16 protein-coding genes are annotated in these 20,223 nt (G+C 58.8%); 3 read left to right on the forward strand and 13 right to left on the reverse strand.

Annotated elements, in window-relative coordinates; genetic code table 11:
- Nucleotides 1–172: 172 nt before the first annotated feature.
- Nucleotides 173–1,393, reverse strand: coding sequence for a type II secretion system F family protein (locus ACEWQZ_RS00455; RefSeq protein ID WP_476481101.1), 1,221 nt, complete (start codon nucleotides 1,391–1,393; stop codon nucleotides 173–175).
- Between the two features lie 270 nt (nucleotides 1,394–1,663).
- Here ACEWQZ_RS00455 and ACEWQZ_RS00460 point away from each other — a divergent pair, with 270 nt between their 5' ends.
- Entirely contained in the window at nucleotides 1,664–2,035 is a 372-nt protein-coding gene (locus ACEWQZ_RS00460) for a four helix bundle protein (RefSeq protein ID WP_476481102.1), read from the forward strand.
- Nucleotides 2,036–2,163: 128 nt separating this feature from the next.
- On the opposite strand, the gene pilB is transcribed toward ACEWQZ_RS00460, so the two are convergent.
- The 7 genes from pilB to ACEWQZ_RS00495 form a co-directional block, all read right to left on the reverse strand.
- Nucleotides 2,164–3,885, reverse strand: coding sequence for a type IV-A pilus assembly ATPase PilB (gene pilB / locus ACEWQZ_RS00465; RefSeq protein WP_476481103.1), 1,722 nt, complete (start codon nucleotides 3,883–3,885; stop codon nucleotides 2,164–2,166).
- A 640-nt stretch (nucleotides 3,886–4,525) separates the two neighbouring features.
- The gene (locus ACEWQZ_RS00470) at nucleotides 4,526–4,744 is read right to left on the reverse strand and encodes a prevent-host-death protein (RefSeq protein ID WP_476481104.1); all 219 of its coding nucleotides are present in this window, start codon (nucleotides 4,742–4,744) and stop codon (nucleotides 4,526–4,528) included.
- Nucleotides 4,745–4,748: 4 nt separating this feature from the next.
- Entirely contained in the window at nucleotides 4,749–5,138 is a 390-nt protein-coding gene (locus ACEWQZ_RS00475) for a type II toxin-antitoxin system VapC family toxin (protein WP_476481105.1), read from the reverse strand.
- Nucleotides 5,139–6,117: 979 nt separating this feature from the next.
- Nucleotides 6,118–6,540, reverse strand: coding sequence for a pilin (locus ACEWQZ_RS00480; protein ID WP_476481127.1), 423 nt, complete (start codon nucleotides 6,538–6,540; stop codon nucleotides 6,118–6,120).
- Between the two features lie 238 nt (nucleotides 6,541–6,778).
- Nucleotides 6,779–7,258 carry a pilin gene (locus tag ACEWQZ_RS00485; RefSeq protein ID WP_476481106.1) on the reverse strand — a complete coding sequence of 160 codons (480 nt, stop codon included), beginning with the start codon at nucleotides 7,256–7,258 and terminating at the stop codon, nucleotides 6,779–6,781.
- 121 nt (nucleotides 7,259–7,379) lie between these two features.
- Nucleotides 7,380–9,329: a tetratricopeptide repeat protein gene (locus tag ACEWQZ_RS00490; RefSeq protein ID WP_476481107.1), complete on the reverse strand. Its 1,950-nt coding sequence runs from the start codon at nucleotides 9,327–9,329 to the stop codon at nucleotides 7,380–7,382.
- A gap of 20 nt (nucleotides 9,330–9,349) precedes the next feature.
- Nucleotides 9,350–11,257, reverse strand: a complete 1,908-nt coding sequence (locus ACEWQZ_RS00495; RefSeq protein ID WP_476481108.1) for a tetratricopeptide repeat protein — start codon at nucleotides 11,255–11,257, stop codon at nucleotides 9,350–9,352.
- A gap of 640 nt (nucleotides 11,258–11,897) precedes the next feature.
- On the opposite strand from ACEWQZ_RS00495, the gene ACEWQZ_RS00500 reads away from it, so the two are divergent.
- Nucleotides 11,898–13,079 carry a glycosyltransferase gene (locus tag ACEWQZ_RS00500; protein ID WP_476481109.1) on the forward strand — a complete coding sequence of 394 codons (1,182 nt, stop codon included), beginning with the start codon at nucleotides 11,898–11,900 and terminating at the stop codon, nucleotides 13,077–13,079.
- A gap of 217 nt (nucleotides 13,080–13,296) precedes the next feature.
- Entirely contained in the window at nucleotides 13,297–14,466 is a 1,170-nt protein-coding gene (locus tag ACEWQZ_RS00505) for a DegT/DnrJ/EryC1/StrS family aminotransferase (RefSeq protein WP_476481110.1), read from the forward strand.
- A 246-nt stretch (nucleotides 14,467–14,712) separates the two neighbouring features.
- Here ACEWQZ_RS00505 and murI read toward each other — a convergent pair whose 3' ends face one another.
- The 5 genes from murI to ACEWQZ_RS00530 form a co-directional block, all read right to left on the reverse strand.
- Nucleotides 14,713–15,528, reverse strand: coding sequence for a glutamate racemase (gene murI, locus ACEWQZ_RS00510; protein WP_476481128.1), 816 nt, complete (start codon nucleotides 15,526–15,528; stop codon nucleotides 14,713–14,715).
- Nucleotides 15,525–16,754, reverse strand: coding sequence for a hypothetical protein (locus ACEWQZ_RS00515; RefSeq protein ID WP_476481111.1), 1,230 nt, complete (start codon nucleotides 16,752–16,754; stop codon nucleotides 15,525–15,527). The genes murI and ACEWQZ_RS00515 overlap by 4 nt, the downstream gene beginning before the upstream one ends.
- On the reverse strand, nucleotides 16,751–17,458 hold the full coding sequence (locus ACEWQZ_RS00520; RefSeq protein ID WP_476481112.1) for a class I SAM-dependent DNA methyltransferase: 708 nt from the start codon (nucleotides 17,456–17,458) through the stop codon (nucleotides 16,751–16,753). Before ACEWQZ_RS00520 ends, ACEWQZ_RS00515 begins: the two co-directional genes overlap by 4 nt.
- Nucleotides 17,442–18,410: a hypothetical protein gene (locus tag ACEWQZ_RS00525; protein ID WP_476481113.1), complete on the reverse strand. Its 969-nt coding sequence runs from the start codon at nucleotides 18,408–18,410 to the stop codon at nucleotides 17,442–17,444. Before ACEWQZ_RS00525 ends, ACEWQZ_RS00520 begins: the two co-directional genes overlap by 17 nt.
- A gap of 396 nt (nucleotides 18,411–18,806) precedes the next feature.
- The gene (locus tag ACEWQZ_RS00530) at nucleotides 18,807–19,673 is read right to left on the reverse strand and encodes a glycosyltransferase family 2 protein (protein ID WP_476481114.1); all 867 of its coding nucleotides are present in this window, start codon (nucleotides 19,671–19,673) and stop codon (nucleotides 18,807–18,809) included.
- Between the last annotated feature and the right edge of the window lie 550 nt (nucleotides 19,674–20,223).

A 20,223-nucleotide genomic window follows, 5' to 3' on the forward strand; every position in this document is an offset into this window, starting at 1 on the left:
CAAGGCCGGGAGTACGGCGGCGAACCAGCCAACACCCAGCTTCACACTTCACACTTCACACTCCCCACTTCCCACTTCCCACTTCACACTTCCCACTTCCCACTTCCCACTTCCCACTTCCCACTTCCCACTTCCCACTTCCCACTTCCCACTTCACACATCCCAATACCCGTCACATCACCGCTGCCATCTGGAAGATCGGCAGGTACATGGCCACGACCATGCCGCCAACGACCACGCCGATGAACACGATGATGATCGGCTCGAGCAGGCTTGAGAGCGCGTCGACGGTGTTGTTGACCTCTTCTTCGTAGAAGCTCGATACCTTGTCGAGCATGTCATCCAGCGAGCCGGCCTCTTCACCGATTGCGGTCATTTGAACCATCATCGGGGGAAACAGCTTGGTCTGCTGCATCGCCAGCTGAAGTGAGTGGCCGGTGGCGACATCGTCCCGGATCTGAAGCGTGGCGTCTTCGTATACGATATTGCCGGTTGCGCCGGCCACCGTTTTCAGTGCCTCGACAAGGGGCACCCCAGCGGCAAAGGTTGTCGACAGCGTGCTGGCGAAACGCGAAAGCGCTGATTTCTCCAGCACCGGCCCAACAATCGGAAGCCTGAGGGACAGTCGGTCGATGAAGTGGCCAAATTTTGCGCTGCGCTTCCGCAGCTGTATCAGTCCAACGATGGCCGCAACGCCCAGAATCAGCAGGAGCCAGCCCTTTGATTGCATGAACTCGGACATGTTCACGACCATCCGCGTGAATGCGGGCAGGTCGGCGCCAAAGTTTTGAAACATTTCCTCGAACTGGGGAATGACAACGATCAAAAGCAGGGCGGTAACGGCTATGGCTACCGCAATAACGGCCGCCGGATAAAACATCGCTTTCTTGATCTTGCCCTTGATCGACTCGATACGCTCCTTGTAGCTGGCAATCGAGTCCAGAACCTGGTCCAGAACACCAGCGGCCTCTCCAGAGGTCACCAGGTTGACGTAGAGGTCGTCAAAATAATTTCTATGCTTGCCCAGGGCTTCGGCCAGGGTGTCACCTGATTCGACATCTGTTCGGATTGTATTGATCAGCGTCTTCATGCGCGGGTTCTCAGACGCCTGGGAGATGATGCCGAACGCTTGAACCAGCGGAATGCCGGAATACAGCATCGTGGCCAATTGCCGGGTGAATACGGCAATATCCTTGGGCTTGATTCTTTTGCCCGTCGTGCCAAACAGTGGCTTGGGCTTTTTCTTGACCCGGCCGGGTACAATTCCTTGCTGGCGCAGTTCAGCCTTGACGATCAGCTCGTTCCGGCCAATTCGCTCGCCCTTCAACCGCTTGCCGCGCCGGTCCATCCCTTCCCAAAGGAAGGTCTGCATCTGCTCCTGGGTGGTCGACATCTATTCCCGCTCCTGCATGCTGACTGGTGTTGGCCAGCGCTCGTGTCCGGCCTGCACAGTTGTCCCTAATGTGGTGATTTTGCGCAGAAACCGGGATAAATGCAAGGTGGGACTTCAGGCGGGGGGTGCTGCCCAAGGGGTGGGCACCGGTAGCGCCGAAGTTGGCTGGTTTGCTGGTTGGCTAGTTAGCTGGTTCGGCAGCTTCGGGGATTGGCGATTAATTGACTGCTGCTGCTAAACTGATGGGCAAGTTGGCTCTAAGCGTTTGGTATGGGGACAATTTCTCGGTTTGAGGACATCGAGGCTTGGAAGGGGGCCCGGATTTTGGTGCAGCAGGTCTACCGGTGCTGCCGTAACACTGCCCTGAGCCGGGATTTCGGCCTTCGGAATCAACTGCAGCGCTCGGCAGTTTCGGTGATGGCTAATATCGCCGAGGGGTTCGAGCGAAAGAATCCGAATGAATTCAGGCATTTTCTGCGCATCGCTCGCGGCTCGTGCGCCGAAGTGCAATCCCACCTGTACGCTGCGCTGGACACGGGCCAGATCAGGCACGATCAATTCCAATTCCTGCAAAGACAAGCAATTGGCACGGCCCGCAGGATCAGCGCCTTCCAACGCTACCTCAACAGCAACACGGCCTGACGCGCCGAACCGGCTGACCACCTAATCGGCTCACCCACCGCTCGCGGCGCAGCCGCCCACCGATCCTTGCGGATGCCGAACCAGCCAACCAGCCAACCAGCCAACCAGCCAACCAGCCAACCCCAACCTCAATCCTTCGTCACCCGGTTCATTTCTGCCAGGCTGATTCGGCCATCTTTTACCTTGTTCAAGGCCGCGCGGCGCAGGTCGATCACGCCGTCCCTGGCCGACTGCCTTTCCAGCTCCAGCGCGCCGCCGCCCTCGAGAATGATCTTTTCCATTTCTTCCGACACCGGCATTACCTGGAACACGCCCGAGCGGCCCTTGTAACCGCCTGTGCACTGGTCGCATCCGCCGCCCTGGAACACCTTGATGCCCTCGGCCACCTCTTCTTCGCTGAAACCGACTTTCAGCAGCGCGTCGTCGGGCACGTCTTCGCGCTTCTTGCATGAGTGCAGCGTGCGCGCCAGGCGCTGTGCCACCACCAGGTGCACGGTGGATACGATGTTGTAGCTGGGCACGCCCATGTTCATCAGGCGCGCCACCGAGGCCGGGGCGTCGTTGGTATGCAGGGTCGAGAGCACCAGGTGACCGGTCTGGGCGGCCTTGATGGCAATCTCGGCTGTTTCCAGGTCGCGGATCTCGCCGACCATGATGATGTCGGGGTCCTGGCGCAGAAACGATCGCAGCGCGGCGGCAAAGGTCAGGCCCTGCTTGGCATTCTGCTGCACCTGGTTGACGCCCTTCATGCGGATTTCCACCGGGTCTTCGACGGTGGAAATATTGCGCCCCTCGTCGTTGAGAATGCCCAGCGCCGTGTAGAGCGTGACCGTCTTACCGGAGCCGGTCGGCCCCGTGACCAGCACCATGCCGTAGGGCTTGGAAATGGCCGAGAGGTAGTTTTCCTGCTGCTCGGGCTCGAAGCCCAGTTTTTCCGGCCCCAGGTAGGCGCCGGAGGAATCGAGGATACGTAGCACGATCTTCTCGCCCCACAGCGTCGGGCAGGTGGAAACACGAAAGTCGTAGGCCGTGCTCTTGGTCACATTCAACTTGATGCGCCCGTCTTGCGGAATGCGTCGCTCGGCGATATCCAGATTGGCCATCACCTTCAGCCGTGCCGACAGCCGCGGCGCCATGCGTCGTGGCGGGCGCACCTGGGTAACCAGCACGCCGTCGATACGAAAACGAACGCGGTATTCGTCTTCATAAGGCTCGAAATGAATGTCGGACGCCCCGCGACGGATGGCGTCGACCAGCACCTTGTTGACAAAGCGCACCACCGGCGCGTCGTCGGCACCGTCGGTGTCGCTGGCCTCTTCCTGGGCTTCCTCGCCGGCGTCGAATTGCAGGCTGTCGAGATCGTCTTCTTCTTCGGTCAGCTCGCTGAATGCCTGCGACGAGCCGGCCAGTGCGCGATCCAGCGCCGGCTCGATGGCCGAATAGGGCGCCAGAATAGCCTCCACCGACAGCCCGGTGGAAAATGCCAGCTCGTCGATTCCCGCCTTGTTGCCCGGGTCGGCGGCAACAACGTACAAGCGCTTGCCGCGTTTGAGAATGGGCAGAATGAGGTGCTTGCGAATCAGCTCTTCGCTGACCGAGTCCATCGGTGCGTGCTTGAGATCCACCGCGGCCAGATCCACCAGCGGCATGCCGAAATCCGCGGCCGCCACGTGCGCGAATCCGATGGCGTCCACTGCTTTTTCCCGGACAATGTGACTGGTAAAGGTGCGTCCCTTCTTGGTGGCTTCGCTGGCAATCTGAAGCGCCTTGTCCTCGGTCACCAAGCCGGCATCGACCAGCTTGCGGCCAAGCGAGGGCAGGCGCATCACGGCGGCGGGTTGGGCAGGCATGGGTCAAATCCGTTGAAAGCTGATCAAATCCTAGCGCTCGGGCGCTGATTTTGCAAAGAATTTCCCGGCCACGCCCTGCCTACCTCCGGAATTCCCGGCCAAGCTCACAACCCCGAATTCCCGGCCAAGCGCAGCGCAGAGCCGGGATCTCCCATCCGCAGGCACCAAACGCAGAAAAGACCCCGGATCAAGTCCGGGGATACGCGTGCTGATGGAGCGGCGCCCATCCACCCGAATTCCCGGCCAAACCCACTTAAATTCCCGAATTCCCGGCCAAGCGCAGCGCAGAGCCGGGATCTCCTATCCGCAGGCACCAATAGCAGCAAGACCCCGGATCAAGTCCGGGGATGCGCGTGCTGATGGCGCGGCGCCCATCCACCCGAACTCCCGGCCAGGCTCACTTAACACCCGAATTCCCGGCCAAGCTCACAACCCCGAATTCCCGGCCAAGCGCAGCGCAGAGCCGGGATCTCCCATCCGCAGGCACCAAACGCAGAAAAGACCCCGGATCAAGTCCGGGGATACGCGGGCGTGAAGAAGACCCTGGATCAAGTCCGGGGATACGCGGGCGTGAAGAAGACCCCGGATCAGGGCCGGGGATGCGTGTAAGGAGCCCCGGGGATGCGCGAAGCGCAACGCATCACCCCTCGCGCGACTCCCGAACCGCCTCGAGAATGTCTGTAGTGCTGACCGCGCTATCGATACCCGGCACATCAAAGGGCGAGGCGGGCTCTGTACGCTTTGCGCGCAGAGAAAACCGGCTGCCGTCTTTTCTGCGAATTTCCACCTCCTGGTCCTGGGCCAGGACCAGGAGTTTCGAGAGATTCTGACGAGCTTCAGAGTAGGTAAATACCTTCATGGGATTACTCCAGCACTTCAATTCCAAGGCGAGTGGCCACCCGTTTCATGCCGCGATCGAGTGTGAGCAAGGGGCATGAGAGTGCCTGCGCACAACGCAGAAAATAGGCGTCATAGGCATAAATATCGTGTTCGGCAGCAAGTTGCAGTGCCTCGGCTATATTCGTTGAAACCAGCCGAACCGGGATTTGGCGGACTGCCTTTTCAGCTTTCAGGGCCTGCGATCCGGTGAGCCTCCGACGCTTGACCATAGCCGACAAAGCGTTGCCGATCTCATACGGCAAGAACTCGGGCGCCAGCACCGCTGCGTTGGCCGTAAGCTCGACGACGCGCGCCCTCTCCGCCTCCTGCAGGGCAACGGCTAGAAAAATGTTGGTGTCGACGACAATATCCATTTGACAATTGTACAAGTGAGGTTGGGCGGCGTCCAGAGAGCTTCGCCGGTACCTGCGCCGCCGAGGTTCATCACGCGTTCCCGGCCAAGCTCACTCAACACCCGAATTCCCGGCCAAAGTCCTTTAACCTCCCAAATTCCCCGCCAAGCGTAGCGCAGAGCCGGGATCTCCCTTCCGCAGGCACCAATAGCAGCAAGACCCCGGATCAAGTCCGGGGATGCGCGTGCTGATGGCGCGGCGCCCATTCACCCGAATTCCCGGCCGAACTCGCAACCCCGAATTCCCGGCCAAGCTTACACACTCAGAATTCCCGGCCAAGCGCAGCGCAGAGCCGGGATCTCCCGTCCGCAGGCACCAAACGCAGGAAAAGCCCGGATCAAGTCCGGGGATACGCGTGCTGATGGCGCGGCGCCCATTCACCCGAATTCCCGGCCGCAGAGCCGGGATCTCTCATCCGCAGGCACCAAATGCAGCAAAGCCCCCGGATCAAGTGCGGGATGCGTGTAGGGCGTCCCGGAGATGCGTGAACCCCAACGCATCAGCTCTCGCGCGATTCCCGAACCGCCTCGAGAATGTCTGTAGTGGTGACCGCGCTATCGATACCCGGCACATCAAAGGGCGGGGCGCGCAATGTACGCTTTGTGCGCAGAGAGAAACGGCTGCCGTCTGTTCAGCGAATTTCTACCTCCTGGTCCTGAGCCAGGATCAGGAGATTTGAGAGATTGTGACGAGAGCTTTCGACGATTGACCATGGCCGATTAAGCGTTGCCCCGAATTTCTGGTCAAGCGCAGGCGGGCGCATCACGGTGGCAGGTTGGGCAGGCATGGGTCAATCCGGTTGCAAACCGGCCAAATCCTGGCGCTCGGGCGTTGACTGTGCAAACTAAAAAGCGTATCAGGCGGAAGTATCACGGCAAAAAACTGCCCCGCGGTGCGGGGCATTTCTCAGTATCGTATTAGAGAGTTGAGTAACGGTCGATCAGCGGCAGCGGGCCGGGCGATACTTGGGGTCAACGTCGCCGCCATCGCAGGACCACTTCACGCTGCCGCCTGCAGTGCTGGGTGAAAGAATCAGCGTTTTATTAGAGATTTCGGTGTTGGCGTTGTTGCCATAAGTTGCGGTTACTTTGCCGCTACCCACCTCTACCTTAGTTACATACTCACCATTGATCGAAGCAGCTGGCGCCAGGCCGGCCGAAGTGTTGTTCGACGGCCAGGTTCCGCGATTGGTCCAGAATTCGGCTACCGCGGTGCGGGCGCCGCCGGCCAGGTTCATCCCTTCAGAAACCTGCGAGCGGATGGTGTAGTCCTGGTAGGCCGGAATGGCAATGGCCATCAGAATGGCGAGAATGGCCACCACGATCATCAGTTCGATCAGGGTAAAGCCGGATTGCTTGCGCATGGTGTTCATGAGTTGCTCCTTGTTTGATTTGCTTCAACTTGCCCTCGAGGGCATGACGTCATTTCCCCTTGCGTAGAAGTTAATGCAGTAATCATGCCATTGATGGCCCCTGGAGCGAATGCCTCGCTTTTGCAGTGCGGCAGGCCGCTGATCATGCTTTGTTCTTCCAGTGCAGGTTTGCCTGAAATCGGCGTGGGTGACAATTTTTGTCAGTTTTGACAAGTTTTGTCACGCTCTGTCAGTTGCGGCAGCGTGCCGGTCTGTACCTATGCGGCACATCGCCCTGATCACAACCCCATGTCATGGAGGCGTCTTCTGCCGCTCCCAGGGCCTTCAGAACGAGGGTTTTGCCGGCAATGGCGCTGTTTGCGCCGGCAGCGCCAAAGGTAACCGTAATTTCGCCGTTGCTGTCTATTGCCACCGCGCTGACGTATTCGCCGCCGATGCTGGCCGGGTCGGCCAGCCCGGCGTCCTCATTATTGTTGGGGAAGGCACCATGGCTCGACCAATAGTCCCAGATCGCCGCCTTGGCGCCCCCGGCCAGGCTCATGCCTTCGGTCACCTGGGATCGGATGGTGTAGTCCTGATAAGCGGGAATGGCTATGGCCATGATAATGGCCAGAATGGCCACCACGATCATCAGTTCGATAAGCGTAAAGCCGCGCTGGCCGGCGGCTGCACTCCGCTGGAAGCTGGAGTCTGGTATCGGCGAAAGCATGTAGGGCCTCCCTTGATGCGAATTTGCGTTTTGGTGCGCTGAGTTTGCTCGCGCCCTAAAGCCTTTCAGATATCGTGCCAGAGGCCAGCCAGTGAGGCGTGCTTCACGGTGCGTTTGTGGCTCAGTTCGCCAGATTGTCAAGATATTCGCGCAGCTTCTGGTTCCAGGCCAGGCGTTCAAGTCGGCTCATTTCCGGCGGTGAGGCTAGCTGGCGGCGCAGGTATTCCCGGGCGGCACCCAGATCACCCTGCAGTGTCCACGACCAGGCAATCAAGATTGCCGTTTGTGGGTCGGGCTCGAGCTTCAAGGCCTGCTCCAAGTGATTGCGCATGGCTGGCCATGCGCCACGGTCTTGCGCCAGATGAGCCAGCGAGTAGTGAATGTATTCGGTTGTCCTTGTGCTCTGGTGGCGACTCGTGTCCGCCAGGGCAATCCGGGCCAGTTCAGAAAGCTGTTTGCGCGTCAGCAGTGGGCAGGGCAGGTCGTCGGCAGCGAGTACAAAGCGGTGCAGGCCGATGGCGCTGCCCAGCCTGAAGGTGTTGGGCGCGGCCAAGGCAGCCTTGGCCTGCACCAGCCGACGTTGGAGGTCAATCTCACCTGTCGGGCAGTACTGCAGCCGCTGAAGCCGGATGATTTGATTTTCCGGGTGATGTTTGATCCCGCGGGCAAGAATCCTGTCGGCAAGGGCATTGCTGCCGCGGCTTGCGTAAACCGAAGACAGGGTGAGGCTGGCGCGCACGGACGTCGGGCTGCGCTCATGCCAGCTCTGCGCGGCGATCTCGGGCCGGCCCCAGATCCACGTTGCGTAAACCAGCACCGCGGCAGAAGCGGCAACAAAGGCGGCAGCAACAATCGGGCCGATCCAGGCGGCGTTTCGCAGCGGCCGGGCAAAAAACAGTGGCCAGGCCAGCGCAAAAAACAGCCCGAAGGCCGGCGCGTAATTTCGATGGGCAAAATACAGCTCCAGCGCAACGGTGGTTGATTCGATCAGGTGTGCGCCAAAAAACCAGGCCAGGCCAAAAACAACCGTCGGCCAGCGGCGCTTGAGAATCAGCGCCAGTACCAACAGCGCGACCAGGCCGGCGACCGAGAGCAGAGTGGTTGCCGGATCCAGCAGCGAATGCGATAGCGGATAAGCATCGCTGTAGGGGGTGACCGAGCCGGCCTGTGGAAATGCCAGATTGAACATGTAATCCCACAGCGCCCGTGCCTGGGTCAGCAGGCGCTCGAACAGATCAAAACTGCGGCCGCCGTAGCCCGCACCCATGGCCCCTTTGATGCCGCGCCAGGCCAGATAACCAATCACCAGGCCGCTCGGCAGGCTCAGCGCCAGGTGAAACCAGGCCCTGGGCAGGCGGCGCGGCGGCGTGATTGCGCGACGGATGATCAACACCTCGCACAGCAGCGCCAGCAGCGGCAAGAGCAAGCCGTTTTCCTTGGCCAGCGCTGCCAGCAGGGTGCCGGCACCCAGGCTGAAAAGCGCAAGCAGCAGGCCAGCATCACGACGCGTGAGCATCCAACGGCGCCCGGCCAGGTAGCCGATCAGGCCGACAAACATGAAACAAGCGGCAAGCGTGGTCATGCGCTGCACGGCCATCAGGCTGGCGCTGGCGAGAAACGGCGAAAAGACCCAGGCCGATGCAACCGACAGCGCAAACCAGTGACGCCTGCTGAAACCGGACTTGCCTGAGCCAGGTTCGGGGGCAAGAAAACCGGCCAGGCTGAGCGCCAGCCAATAAACGAGCGCGCCGTTCAGCACGTGAATACAGGTGTTGGCCTTGAGAAAAGCGGGAGGGTTGTCCGGCCAGTCTTCCGCCTGAAGCGCAAAGGTGGCCAGCGCCACCGGTCGCTTGAGCGGCCCGGCAATTCCGCTGGTGGAAAAGACCAGCCCGGTCGTCAGGTTGTCTACCTGCTCCAGCCCGTTGAGGCTGGCGTAGTCATCAAAGTGCCAGCCTCCGGAAAAGCCCGGGCTGTAGGCCCACCAAGCCAGGGCCAGCACCATGGCCAGTGCCGCCACGTGCGCCAGACCGGCCTGCCACGCAAACCGTGGTTTTTCAGTCCTGGCATGCATTCGGCGGGTTTGGCTGGCATTTATTCATTGGCCGCTTCCTGAAAAGGCTTGTCTTCATCACGGAAAGGGCCAGTCGGCGTGCTGCCGTCAACAATCTGCTGGCGATAGCGCCACAGCTTGTCCTGGTAACCCAGCCGCAGCTCCAGCTTTTCCGGCGGGTTGGCCAGAGCCTTGTCCAGCCGCTCCAGCGCGGCCTCGCGATCGCCTTTTTCAAGCTGCTGCCAAGCGATCATGATGGCATTTTCTGCGCTGGGGTTGATGGCAAAGGCCTCTTCCAGCCGGTTGATGGCGTATTCATGCCGGCCAAGCGCGTGGGCGAGTTCGGCCAGGGTGTAGGCCAGATGGTGGCGGACGTAGTCGTTGAGCAAGCGATCACGCTGGTGGTAAAGCTGGTCGAGAAATTCCAACAGCTCTTCCTGGCGGGCAAATCGGCAATCGCCTCTGATGTTGGCGCTTGCCAATTCGCCCAGAATGTTCGCTGTGGAAAAGTCCAGCAACGGCTCGGCCATCACCTTTGTGCGCGCTCGTTGCCAGCGTGCGGCCAATTGTTCGGGACTGCCCATGCAAACCTGCAAACTCTGAAGCTCCAGCCAGGACGAGTCGGGGTTGAGCTCGAGCGCCTGGTCGAAGACCTTGGCCGCGCCGGGGCGGTCCCCTTCCGAGAGATACTGCGCGCCGATGAACTGCGCGGCACGGGCCGAGCCGGGATGGTCGCGATACCACAGTTCAGCCGCCAGATGCGGCCGGCCCCATACGCTTGTCGTGTCTGCAAGAATTACCGCTGCAAGCAGAACCCAACCGCCCAGCGCGGTGCCGGCCAGCTTGCGGGTGCCACCGCTGGCCGGGCCCAGGACCAGAAGACCCACTGCGGCAAAAAACAGCCCGAAGGCCGGTACGTAATTGCGATGGGCAAAGTAGAGTTCGAGCGGAATCACGGTGGATTCCAGCAAATGCCCGGCCAGAAAGAAAACCCAGCCAAACAGCAGCGCCGGCCAGCGGTTTCTCGCCAGCCAGGCAAGAGCCGTGACCGCAACCAGCCCGAGCAAACCCAGCGCGGTGCTCAGTGGTGAGAACAACCCGCGCGAAGCGGCATAGTCATCGGCAAACGGAGAAACTGCTGACTGGCGCGGGGCGAACAGATTGGAAATATAGTCCCAAAGAATTCGACACTGGGTCAGAAGCCGTTCGCCCATGGTGAAATCGCGGCTCAGGAATCCGGCTGGATTCAGTGCACGCAAGCCCAGATAGGCCACGATGGCCAGCGTGGGCAGGCCCAGCATCAGCCAAACCCAGCGGCGCGCGCGGCGATTCTCTATCGGGGCATATCTGGCCAGCAGGGTCAGTTCAGTCACCAGCAGTAAAATCGGGAGCAGGGCGCCATTTTCCTTGGCAAGCGTGGCCAGCACGGTGCCGAGACCCGCACCGAGCGTCATGACTGCTGCACCTTTGCCCGGATACCGATTGACTTGCCCGCGGCCAAAAAGATAAACGGCCATGCCGCCGAAAAGAAAGGTGGCCGACAGCGAGGTCATGCGCTGAACGACCATCAGGTTGGTGCTGGCCAGGAAAGGGCTGATAACCCACGCGGAAGCAACCGCCACAGAAAACCACAGATTGCGGCTGCCGCCGTGGCCGAGCATTTTACCAAGCTGGTGGGCAACGACAAAAACCAGAATGCCGTTGAGCAGGTGAATCAGCGTATTGACCAGAAGGAATGCCTCGATGTCGCCCGGCCAGCTGGCTGCCTGGGGCAGAAAGGTCAGCAGGGCCAGCGGACGACCGCTGGGGCCGGCACGACCACCGAGAATGAATTGCAGCCCGGATTGCAGATCCCCGACATTGGCGAGTCCGCCGAGATTCCATTGATCATCAAAGTACCAAGTGCCTGAAAAAGCCAGGCTGTAGGCCCAGAACGTGAAAAGGAGCACGATCAGGAAATTGCTAATCGGTGCCGCCGGGTAGCCCAATAGACCTGCCGCGCGACGCGATTGAACTGAAATGGTCATTTGCTGGCCGATGTTAAGTTCAAAGGACGGGATTGTCCTTCAATGACATTAGCCTGACAAGCGCGGGCTTGTGGCCGCCATTACAACTTGAGGCTGCACATGCGGCAATGAAGCCTCAGGAAGATGTGAGCGTATGGCTGCACAATTGCGCTAGACTGCCATTCGTTGTGGCGGGTTTCTGAGCTGGACGCTGTCGACAGCGCGGCAGAAACAAGCCTTGACCGGTAGTCAGTCAGCGCGGAGATCAAGACGATTTGAACAGGGAAAAGCGACTGCTCGTGCTGTCGTCCACCTACCCCCGCTGGGCCGACGACGCCGAGCCTGGCTTCGTGCATGAGCTCAGCCGGCGCCTTGCCGGGGATTTCGAGGTGACGGTGGTCTGTCCCGCCGCACGCCGGCCGGGCGGGTAGGCGTCACACAGATGAATCGGCGTGGGCCAATGGGCGACTGCGGCTGTAAGGTGTCGGGCACTGGTAGAGCAGCCAGGCTTCAAGGCGTACGCCAAATTGCGCGACAGTTCAAGCTTTACCGCCAACCATGGAACGGCTCACCGGAAGGGAACATGCCAACTCGAGGATACGATCTTTCCCATCAACAAGACGCTGCGATAGTCCTTGTAACCAGCTCTTTCCCGACCTCGGGAGACGGCAGCGAGGCTGCCGGCTCTTTTGTGCTCGATCTGGCACACGAGTTGGCTCGGCATGGCCCCTGCCGTGTTGTTGCGCCGGGTGCCGCCAGTGGAGTGGAGGAGTGGAGCGAGAATCTAAACATCTTCAGGTACAAGGCCCCAAGGCAAGCGCTATCCACGCTCAGGCTGCGGTCGCCACGTGACCTGATTCAGGTCGCCAAAGTCATGCGCGCCGGGCACGCGGCAACTCTGGCTGCCGTCGAGGCAGGCCCCACCCGACTGATCTTGGCCCTCTGGGCTCTGCCCGGTGGCTATTGGGCCCGTCGAGCGGCAAGACTCAAGCGATTGCCCTACGCTGTCTGGACCCTGGGCAGCGATATCTGGTCGCTGGGTCGAATCCCGCTGGTGCGGGGTACGATAAGGCGCATTCTCCAGGACGCAGAAACCGTTTACTCTGACGGCATCCAGCTTGCTGAAGACACCAGGGCGATCTGTGGCCGGAAAGTGGAGTTTTTGCCGAGCACCCGCAGCATAGACGCCGACTATGCAAGTAAGCTACGAGGCAAGCCGCCATACCGAATGACATTCATCGGGCGCTGGCATCCCAACAAGGGCATTGACCTGCTGATGGCCGCACTGGAGCTTTTGGCCGAAAACGACTGGGCGCGGATCGAAAGCGTCTCGATATACGGTGGGGGCGCGATGGAGCACGAGGTCACTGCCAAGGCTCGGCGCCTCGCAGACTCAGGCCGACCGGTTATGGTCGGCGGTTACCTCAACAAGCGTCAGGCTGAACGAGTCATTGGCGAAACGGATTGGCTGCTGATCCCCTCCAGAGTCGAGAGTATTCCGCTGATCTACTCGGATGCACTCAAGCTTTCAGTGCCGGTACTCGCCACGCCGGTCGGTGATCTGGGATCCTTGGTCCGGGAGGAAGCTACCGGCAAACTTGCCGAAACCGCATCTGCGGATGCCATTGCCGCCTTGATTCGTGACGCGCTGTCACACTCTCCGTGTGACTATCAGAATGCGCTTTCCAATGCCGCCAAGCAATTTGATCTCAGCCGCATCGCGGCGCGGTTGACGAGTAGGCCGGAGGATGCTGATGGCCGGTGACTGGCTAGTCTCGCGCGCCCGACAGTCCCGAGTCGTCCTCCGCACCGGAATGGAGCCCGGTTCTGAGAACCCTGGGCGCTCCTACAGGGTTTGCCGGACCGCCTTTGCGTTGCTTCTACACTGAAGTTGACGACCAGGCAAGCCGATCTTGATCCAACTCCTTTGTTTGCGAGAATAGAAGCGAATTGGCAGCATTTACAGCAGAGAGAGGTTGAGGATGACGACTTCTAGTAATGAGTTCCTGGTCTTTGGAAGCCCATTTATCGGTGAGGAAGAGATTGCGGAAGTCGAATCCTGCCTTAGGTCAGGATGGTTAGGGACGGGGCCAAGGGTTGCGCAATTCGAGCAGGATTTTGCTCACTACAAAAGTGCGGAAGCTGCCAGGGTTGCTGCGGTCAACTCCTGTACGGCGGCGCTTCAAGTCAGCATGATCGCGGCCAATATTGAGAAAGGCGCCGAGGTTATCACTACACCGCTGACCTTCTGCGCCACCGTGAATGCCATCATCCACGCAGGCCTGAAGCCAGTTCTAGCCGATGTGGATCCGCTGACGCAGTGCATTTCGCCGGAGGCCATAGAGGATGCTGTCACATCACGGACCCGCGCAATCCTCCCTGTTCACTTCGCAGGGCGACCCTGCGACATGGATCGAATCATGGCAATAGCGGAAAAACACGACCTGCTGGTGATCGAGGATTGCGCACACGCGATCGAAACAGAGTACCAGGGCAGGCCTGTCGGCACGTTCGGGGATTTTGGTTGCTTCAGCTTTTACGTCACGAAAAACGTTGCCACCGGGGAAGGGGGAATGATTCTTGGCCGGAGCCCTGACCTCATTGCCAGGGCAAAGACGCTTGCCCTGCATGGCATGAGCAAGGATGCGTGGCACCGTTTTGGCGACAAGGGATACAAGCACTACCAAGTGGTCGAATGCGGCTTCAAGTTCAACATGATGGACATCCAGGCCGCATTGGGCATCCATCAGTTGGCGCGGGTGGAGGCAAATTGGAAGCGGCGCCAGCAGATCTGGAATCATTATCAGCAAGAACTTGCCCCCCTGTCGATCGGGCTTCCCGTTGAGCCGAGCGAAGGAGACCGACACGCCTACCACTTATATACCGTGATGATTGACGAAACGTCTAGCGGCGTCACCAGAGATGGGTTTCTGCAGAAAATGAATGAAGCAGCCATCGGTACCGGTGTGCACTACCTGTCTATCCCCGAGCATCCCTATTATCAGGAGGAATTCGGCTGGCGGCCGCATCAGTACCCTAACGCGATGAAAATCGGGAGGCAGACGGTGAGCTTGCCACTGTCGGCCAGTCTCTCAGACAATGACATATCCCGGGTAATCGATGCGCTTTCAGTGTTCGCCTTAACCACATGAGTCATGACAAGTAATCACAGCTCTAACCCTGAGAGGAAGGTCGCAACTATCTTGATGAAGGTTGGCGAAGACAAGCTCTCATTGACTTCGAACTAGAGTCGTGTTTCGCGCGCATCGTTGGGAACGGCCCTGGGATAGAAATGGAAAACGTTTGACTGAAGGCGGTTTTTGCCAAAGGATTGGCGTTTGTCGGTTTTAGACCGCCCCAAACTTGATTCTCTTCTTCATGGTTTGAACGGAAGCATGCTAACCAAGGCTCTTGCGGAGAATAAGATCACCAACATTGACATGCGTAACATGATTAGTCATACGGATCCCCATTGCCTGAGCAACCCGGGTAAAGCCGTGTGGTGAATCGGTCACATGGAAGTGCACGTCGGGCGTTCCATAGCGGACACTCGATGGCAACATGCGCGCGATCCGTTGCGCAACTCTGAAGCCGGGGTCCTCCACTCGAACGGATGTCGGAACAACGCTTTCAAGCGTTTCGTGAACAATAGGAAAGTGAGTGCATCCGAGCACGATGCAGTCGTAATCAAAATCTTGGCACTCATCCAGATAGGCCTTGGCGATTAGTGCTGCAACTGTCGTTCCCGCCCAACCCTCTTCGATAATCGGCACCAGGAGGGGGCACGCTAATCCACGGACTGCCAAATCGGCACGGCGTTCAGCTATCTTGGTTTGGTAGATGCCTGAAAGAATTGTGGCCCTTGTGCCTAGTATAAGAACCCCCTGCTTGGCCATATCTACGGCGGTCTCGACCCCGTCGTCAACAACTCCAAGAACAGGAACGCGAAACTCCCCAAGCAGACGAGGCAGTGCGATAGTTGAAGATGTGTTGCACGCCACAACCAGCAAATCGCAGCCAAGGTCCGCAAGGTATTGCAGCCCAGCCCTAGAATACTCCTCGATTGTCTCGGGTGACCTGATTCCGTAAGGAACCCTGGCTGTGTCGCCAAAATAGCGATAATCGGCGTTCGGCAATCTCTCTATCAATCGCCTGAGGACGGTCAATCCCCCGACGCCAGAGTCGAACACCCCGATTAGAGGCCTCCTATTCACCGTAGAAACCTGTTCGCTAGAAATAGCAACCCCCTGCAGAGCATCCGCTTTATCCAACGCAAACGCACCCCTGGAAAAGTCGACGAATAGACCGCGAGCACCGGTTTTCTGGAGAGCGCCGAAGCCAGCGCTCTGACAGCGGGGGTGCGTGGACCCGCGCTGCCGCGTGCAGCGGCTACCACTGCGCGTTCTACGTTGATCCACACAGAAGGGGAGAAATCAACGTTCTCGCGCATGCCGCTGGTTGATAGTGCATGAAACGTGTTTGCAACCACCTGCAATCCGCTACGCTCAGCGAGCCCCACCTGCAACCAGGCGCGTGCATTTACTTCGAGCGCTCTACCCGAACCATCCTTCTGCTTAAGAAACGGAATTTCGGCGAGTCCCACGTAGTCAATAACCTCCATGATTTTGGATGCCGCAGGTACTAGTTCCCGCGTTTCGATGGTTTCGACTAGACATCCCGTACCTCCTTGGGCAGGGTGTTTCCATCGCTCGACAAACTCGACCGATTGAAATTCAGCGCCGCTGCGGACCGCCCACACTCCCTTTTCGCCAGCCTCGTAGGGGCGGAGCCTTTCTTGCGCAACCCAGCGGTCTGAGAGCGTCCATGCCTTTTTGAGCCGCTTGGTCAAGCTCGCTCGCGACTCATCATGGCTCTGAGCTGTTATAAGTTTCGCTCCCATACTCTGTAAATCCATGTCCCACGGTTTGAGTGCCGGCTTGAAAATGGCATCCCAGCCCAGACGATCTAGCACGTCGTCGATCTCAGCCAGATCCCGCACGACGTTCGTGTTGGGGATGTGCGCTGCCGCCCCACTATTTGCGAGGAATGTAAAAAGCTCAGCCTTGTCGAGGCCACCGTATCTTAGCGCGCGCGCACGCGGAAACGCAGCGAACTTGGCAACATCGCCAGCAAACTCGTTCAAGCATCTTAGCCCAGCATCTTCGGTCGCAAAGACCACAAGTCTAGTCCCCGTAGTGTCCCTCCAGTCAGCAAAGCAATTCAAAAGCGCTTCTCTTAGCCGGTCTGGATTACGGTATGCTGTTGAAAGATTGGCAAAACCAATGCAGCCAGGTGCGCCCCGAAGTAGGCTTTTTCTGACCAGAGATGCAACGCGATAGCGAATGCCAGCCTTAGCCAATGCTTCGGCAATAGCCAGACTGACGATCTCCTGCCCGCCACTCAGGATGACAGCCGATGATGTATTTGTGTGGCTGGTCAACGATATTTCTCAAAAATGAAGAGGACGTTGTGGTATTGAGTACGCGGTGCGCGTGCTTTTGAATCCATACGGTTTAGCTCGTAAGAAGCCAAGCGATCAAGAGCATTAAGCGGAATCATGCCGTAGCGTACAAGGTAAATTCCCCACCACTTTGCTGCGCGAATCGCAACGCGCTCGAGTAGACGAAAACCGCGTCTAGAAAAGTTCCGGACTATCCATTGCTCTGACACGTAATCTTGATGGCCATCACGCATGTTGTCGACGATCACTAAGCGCCCGCCTTCCTTGACTACGCGCGGGATACCCTCAGCGACGGGTAGCGCCCCGTTCAAATGAAGCACACGCAATAGGTTCTGCGCTAGAACAAGGTCAAACGTTGCATCAGGGAACGGAAGTTCCGGTAACTCCCCGATGCACCACTTTCCCTCGGGCGCCAGCGCTGCGGCAGTCGATATGACACGAAGTGAAGGATCCAAACCAACAACGTCCCACCCCAGTTTGCGCAAGGCTCCACTCATGCGCCCATAGCCACATCCAAGATCCAGTGCCCGCCCGAACCCCTGCCCGACGTACCTTTCGATCGCCATGGATTGGAGCAATGTTATGTAAGCTGTCTTACGCCCCAGGCGATCGGCGGGATCGACAAGATTCCTGCCTTGATCATCATACGCAGGTAGTTGCAAGTGTTTATCGTCTAGCTTCATTCTGATAAGGCCAAAATGCAATCCCGAGCACAAAGTCAGTGGCCAATAGCCCAGTCCGGCCGATCAACATCCCGTAAAGGATGATATCCGGAGGATGTCCGGCTGCTAAGCCTGCAAAAGCCAACTCCCGTACACCAATGCCTGATGGAGTAATGAAAGTGATATATCCAACGAACCATGCCAATGTATAGCTCGCCGACAGGTAAACACCCTCCGACGCGCCCAAGCCGGGATATGCCTGGCCGTACAGCGCCCAGGCGAGAAAATAGATTAGCCATCCAAGCAAAAAAAGCGTCGCAACGCTCAGCTTCGTTCGGGGTGGCAAGGAAGAAAAGGGATCAACGACACTGGCAAGTGAGTCGCGGATTGATTTTGAAAAATAGCCCAGAAGCGCTAGCGAAACCCTACCTGCTGATGGACGCCATGCAATGGTCAGCAGTATCACTCCACCGGTCAGACAGCCCAGTGCCAAGATAAAACTTTCCCGGAAGGCGAGTGCTGCTGCTGCCACCAACACTGCGAAATATATTGAAAGCAGCATATGCCCAAGATTAATAGCAACCCAGTCAGTTAACGAAATTCTATCTCGGGTCATCAGGCCTTGGTACGCCACCCCCCAAACCCGACCTGGTAGGTGCTTCATCATCTGAGCAGTAAAGAATAGATGCCCAAGTGATGAACGGGGAAGAGTCTCCTTATAAATCCCTTTGAAGACCTCCACAAATGCAAGAAACGCAATCAGGGTCGAAAAAGTTGCAATAACCCATCCCGAGAGAACCAAAGGAATTGATGCATTGGCCAATCCCTCCTTTATATCTTCCCAGGTGGTCGCGATCAGATAGGCAATGACGAGCGCTGTGACCGCTACGACGAACACTGGAAGCAGCCCTAGAAAGCGGTGGCTCCTCGTTCCGCGTTTGGTCGTCAAATGTTTGCCGGCTGATGAGCTCACGTGCTTCCTCGTGTATTTGCGAGCGCTACCAGTTCTGGCGGGATAGTGTCGGCCATTGAAGGTGCTTCTTCCAACTCGGTCTGGCTCTCGCGAGAGCATATAGGAACCTGTTTCAGAGCTTTATAAATTGCTTGCTCAATGCAGGCTGTTGTCATGTTGCCTGCAGAAGCACCCACCAACCTGTCACGAAACAGTCTGATCAGCTCTCCGACTGAGCTTGAATTCACTGGAAACCCCAGTCGTATTGCATCGGGAACCATCACTGGGCGCTTTCAGTCCGTGGTGAGGCAGTAGATGGTCTGCCTGCAGGGTGAAGTCGAAGCGAGCCGCCATTGCAGGTAAAAAATCGTGCGTCTGACTATGTCGATTACCTTTTGCAGTCGGCGGCAATGCACGTCAAGTTCCCCGGCTGCTATACATCAACGACGTGATCTGCTCGGAAATCAACCCGATCAAGAACACGATGACGGCCGCACTGAAAAGCAGCAGACTCATATTGGTGAACTGCCCGCGGGTCGCGAAGGTGTAGACATACCACAACAGCCCGAGAGTGAAAAACCCGGCGCTGGTGGGAATGAACAGCTTCAACGGCGCATACAGCGTCGCAATCTTGAAGATGATGACGAAAAATCGCAGCCCGTCGCGGACGGGGCGGATGTGGCTCTTGCCGGTGCGTTTTGCGGCTTCGATGTCGATGAAATCGACCGGGAAGCCCGAGCGCATGAACGCCATGGTGATTGTCGTCGGGTAGGAAAAGCCGTTGGGAAGCAGGTAGAGAAACTGCCTGAATTTCTGTGCGCAAACGGCTCGAAAGCCCGAAGTGAGGTCGGGAATGCGGTGGCCGGTGACGATCGAGGCGATCAGGTTGTAGACGCCGTTGGCCATCAGCCGGCCGACGTTGGCGTGCGAGCCAGGCGCGGTGCGCGCGCCGATGACCATGTCGTGGCCTTGATCCAGGCGCTCGAGCAGGCGCGGAATGTCGGCCGGGTCGTGCTGGCCGTCGCCGTCGAGAAACACCAGGATGTCGCCGCCGGCCGCCCGTGCCCCGGCTTTTACCGCCGCGCCGTTGCCCAGGCTGTGCGGGTGGCTCACCACCTTCGCGCCAGCGCGCTCGGCGACCGCAGCGGTATCGTCGGTCGAGCCGTCGTCAACGACGATCATTTCGGCTTGCGGATAGCGCGAGACAATGCCGCTGACCACCTTGCCGATGGCACCTTCCTCGTTTTTGGCCGGGATGATGATCGAAAGACTGCGTTCGGTCATGAATTCAGCGGAGTGGGCATGGGTGTCAGCGAGATGATGGGGGAGTATGACAGAAACGGGCGCGGGTGATGTAGCCCCGAATGCGCGGTATGCGGCGCTGCGAGTGCACTCTGTAACCCCGGAGTTGATCCGGGGTCCTTTCGGCGGAGGTGCCTTCGGGTGGGAGATCCCGGCTCTGTGGTCGGGAATTCGGGGTGGGCGGCGTGCCTCGCCGCCAGCACCTGTATCCCCGGAGTTGATCCGTGGTCTTTTTGCTATTGGTGGCTTCGGACGGGAGATCCCGGCTCTGCGGCCGGGATTACGGGGTGGGATGGGGCTGCGCCATCAGTACATGTATCTCCGGACTTGATCCGGGGTCTTCTCGGCGGTGGCACCTGGCTATGGGAGATCCCGGCTCTGCGGCCGGGAATTCGGATGTGGTGGGCGTCTGGCCGGGAATTTGGAGGGTGATGGGCGCCAGGGGGACAGGCGGAAGAGCCGGCAGGTTGTGTTGAAGGCCGGATGGCGAAAGCGCTTGCGGTTCTTCAGCGGCGCGGTATAGGCTTCGCAC

The sequence above is a fragment of the Wenzhouxiangella sp. YN1 genome, assembly GCF_056324145.1.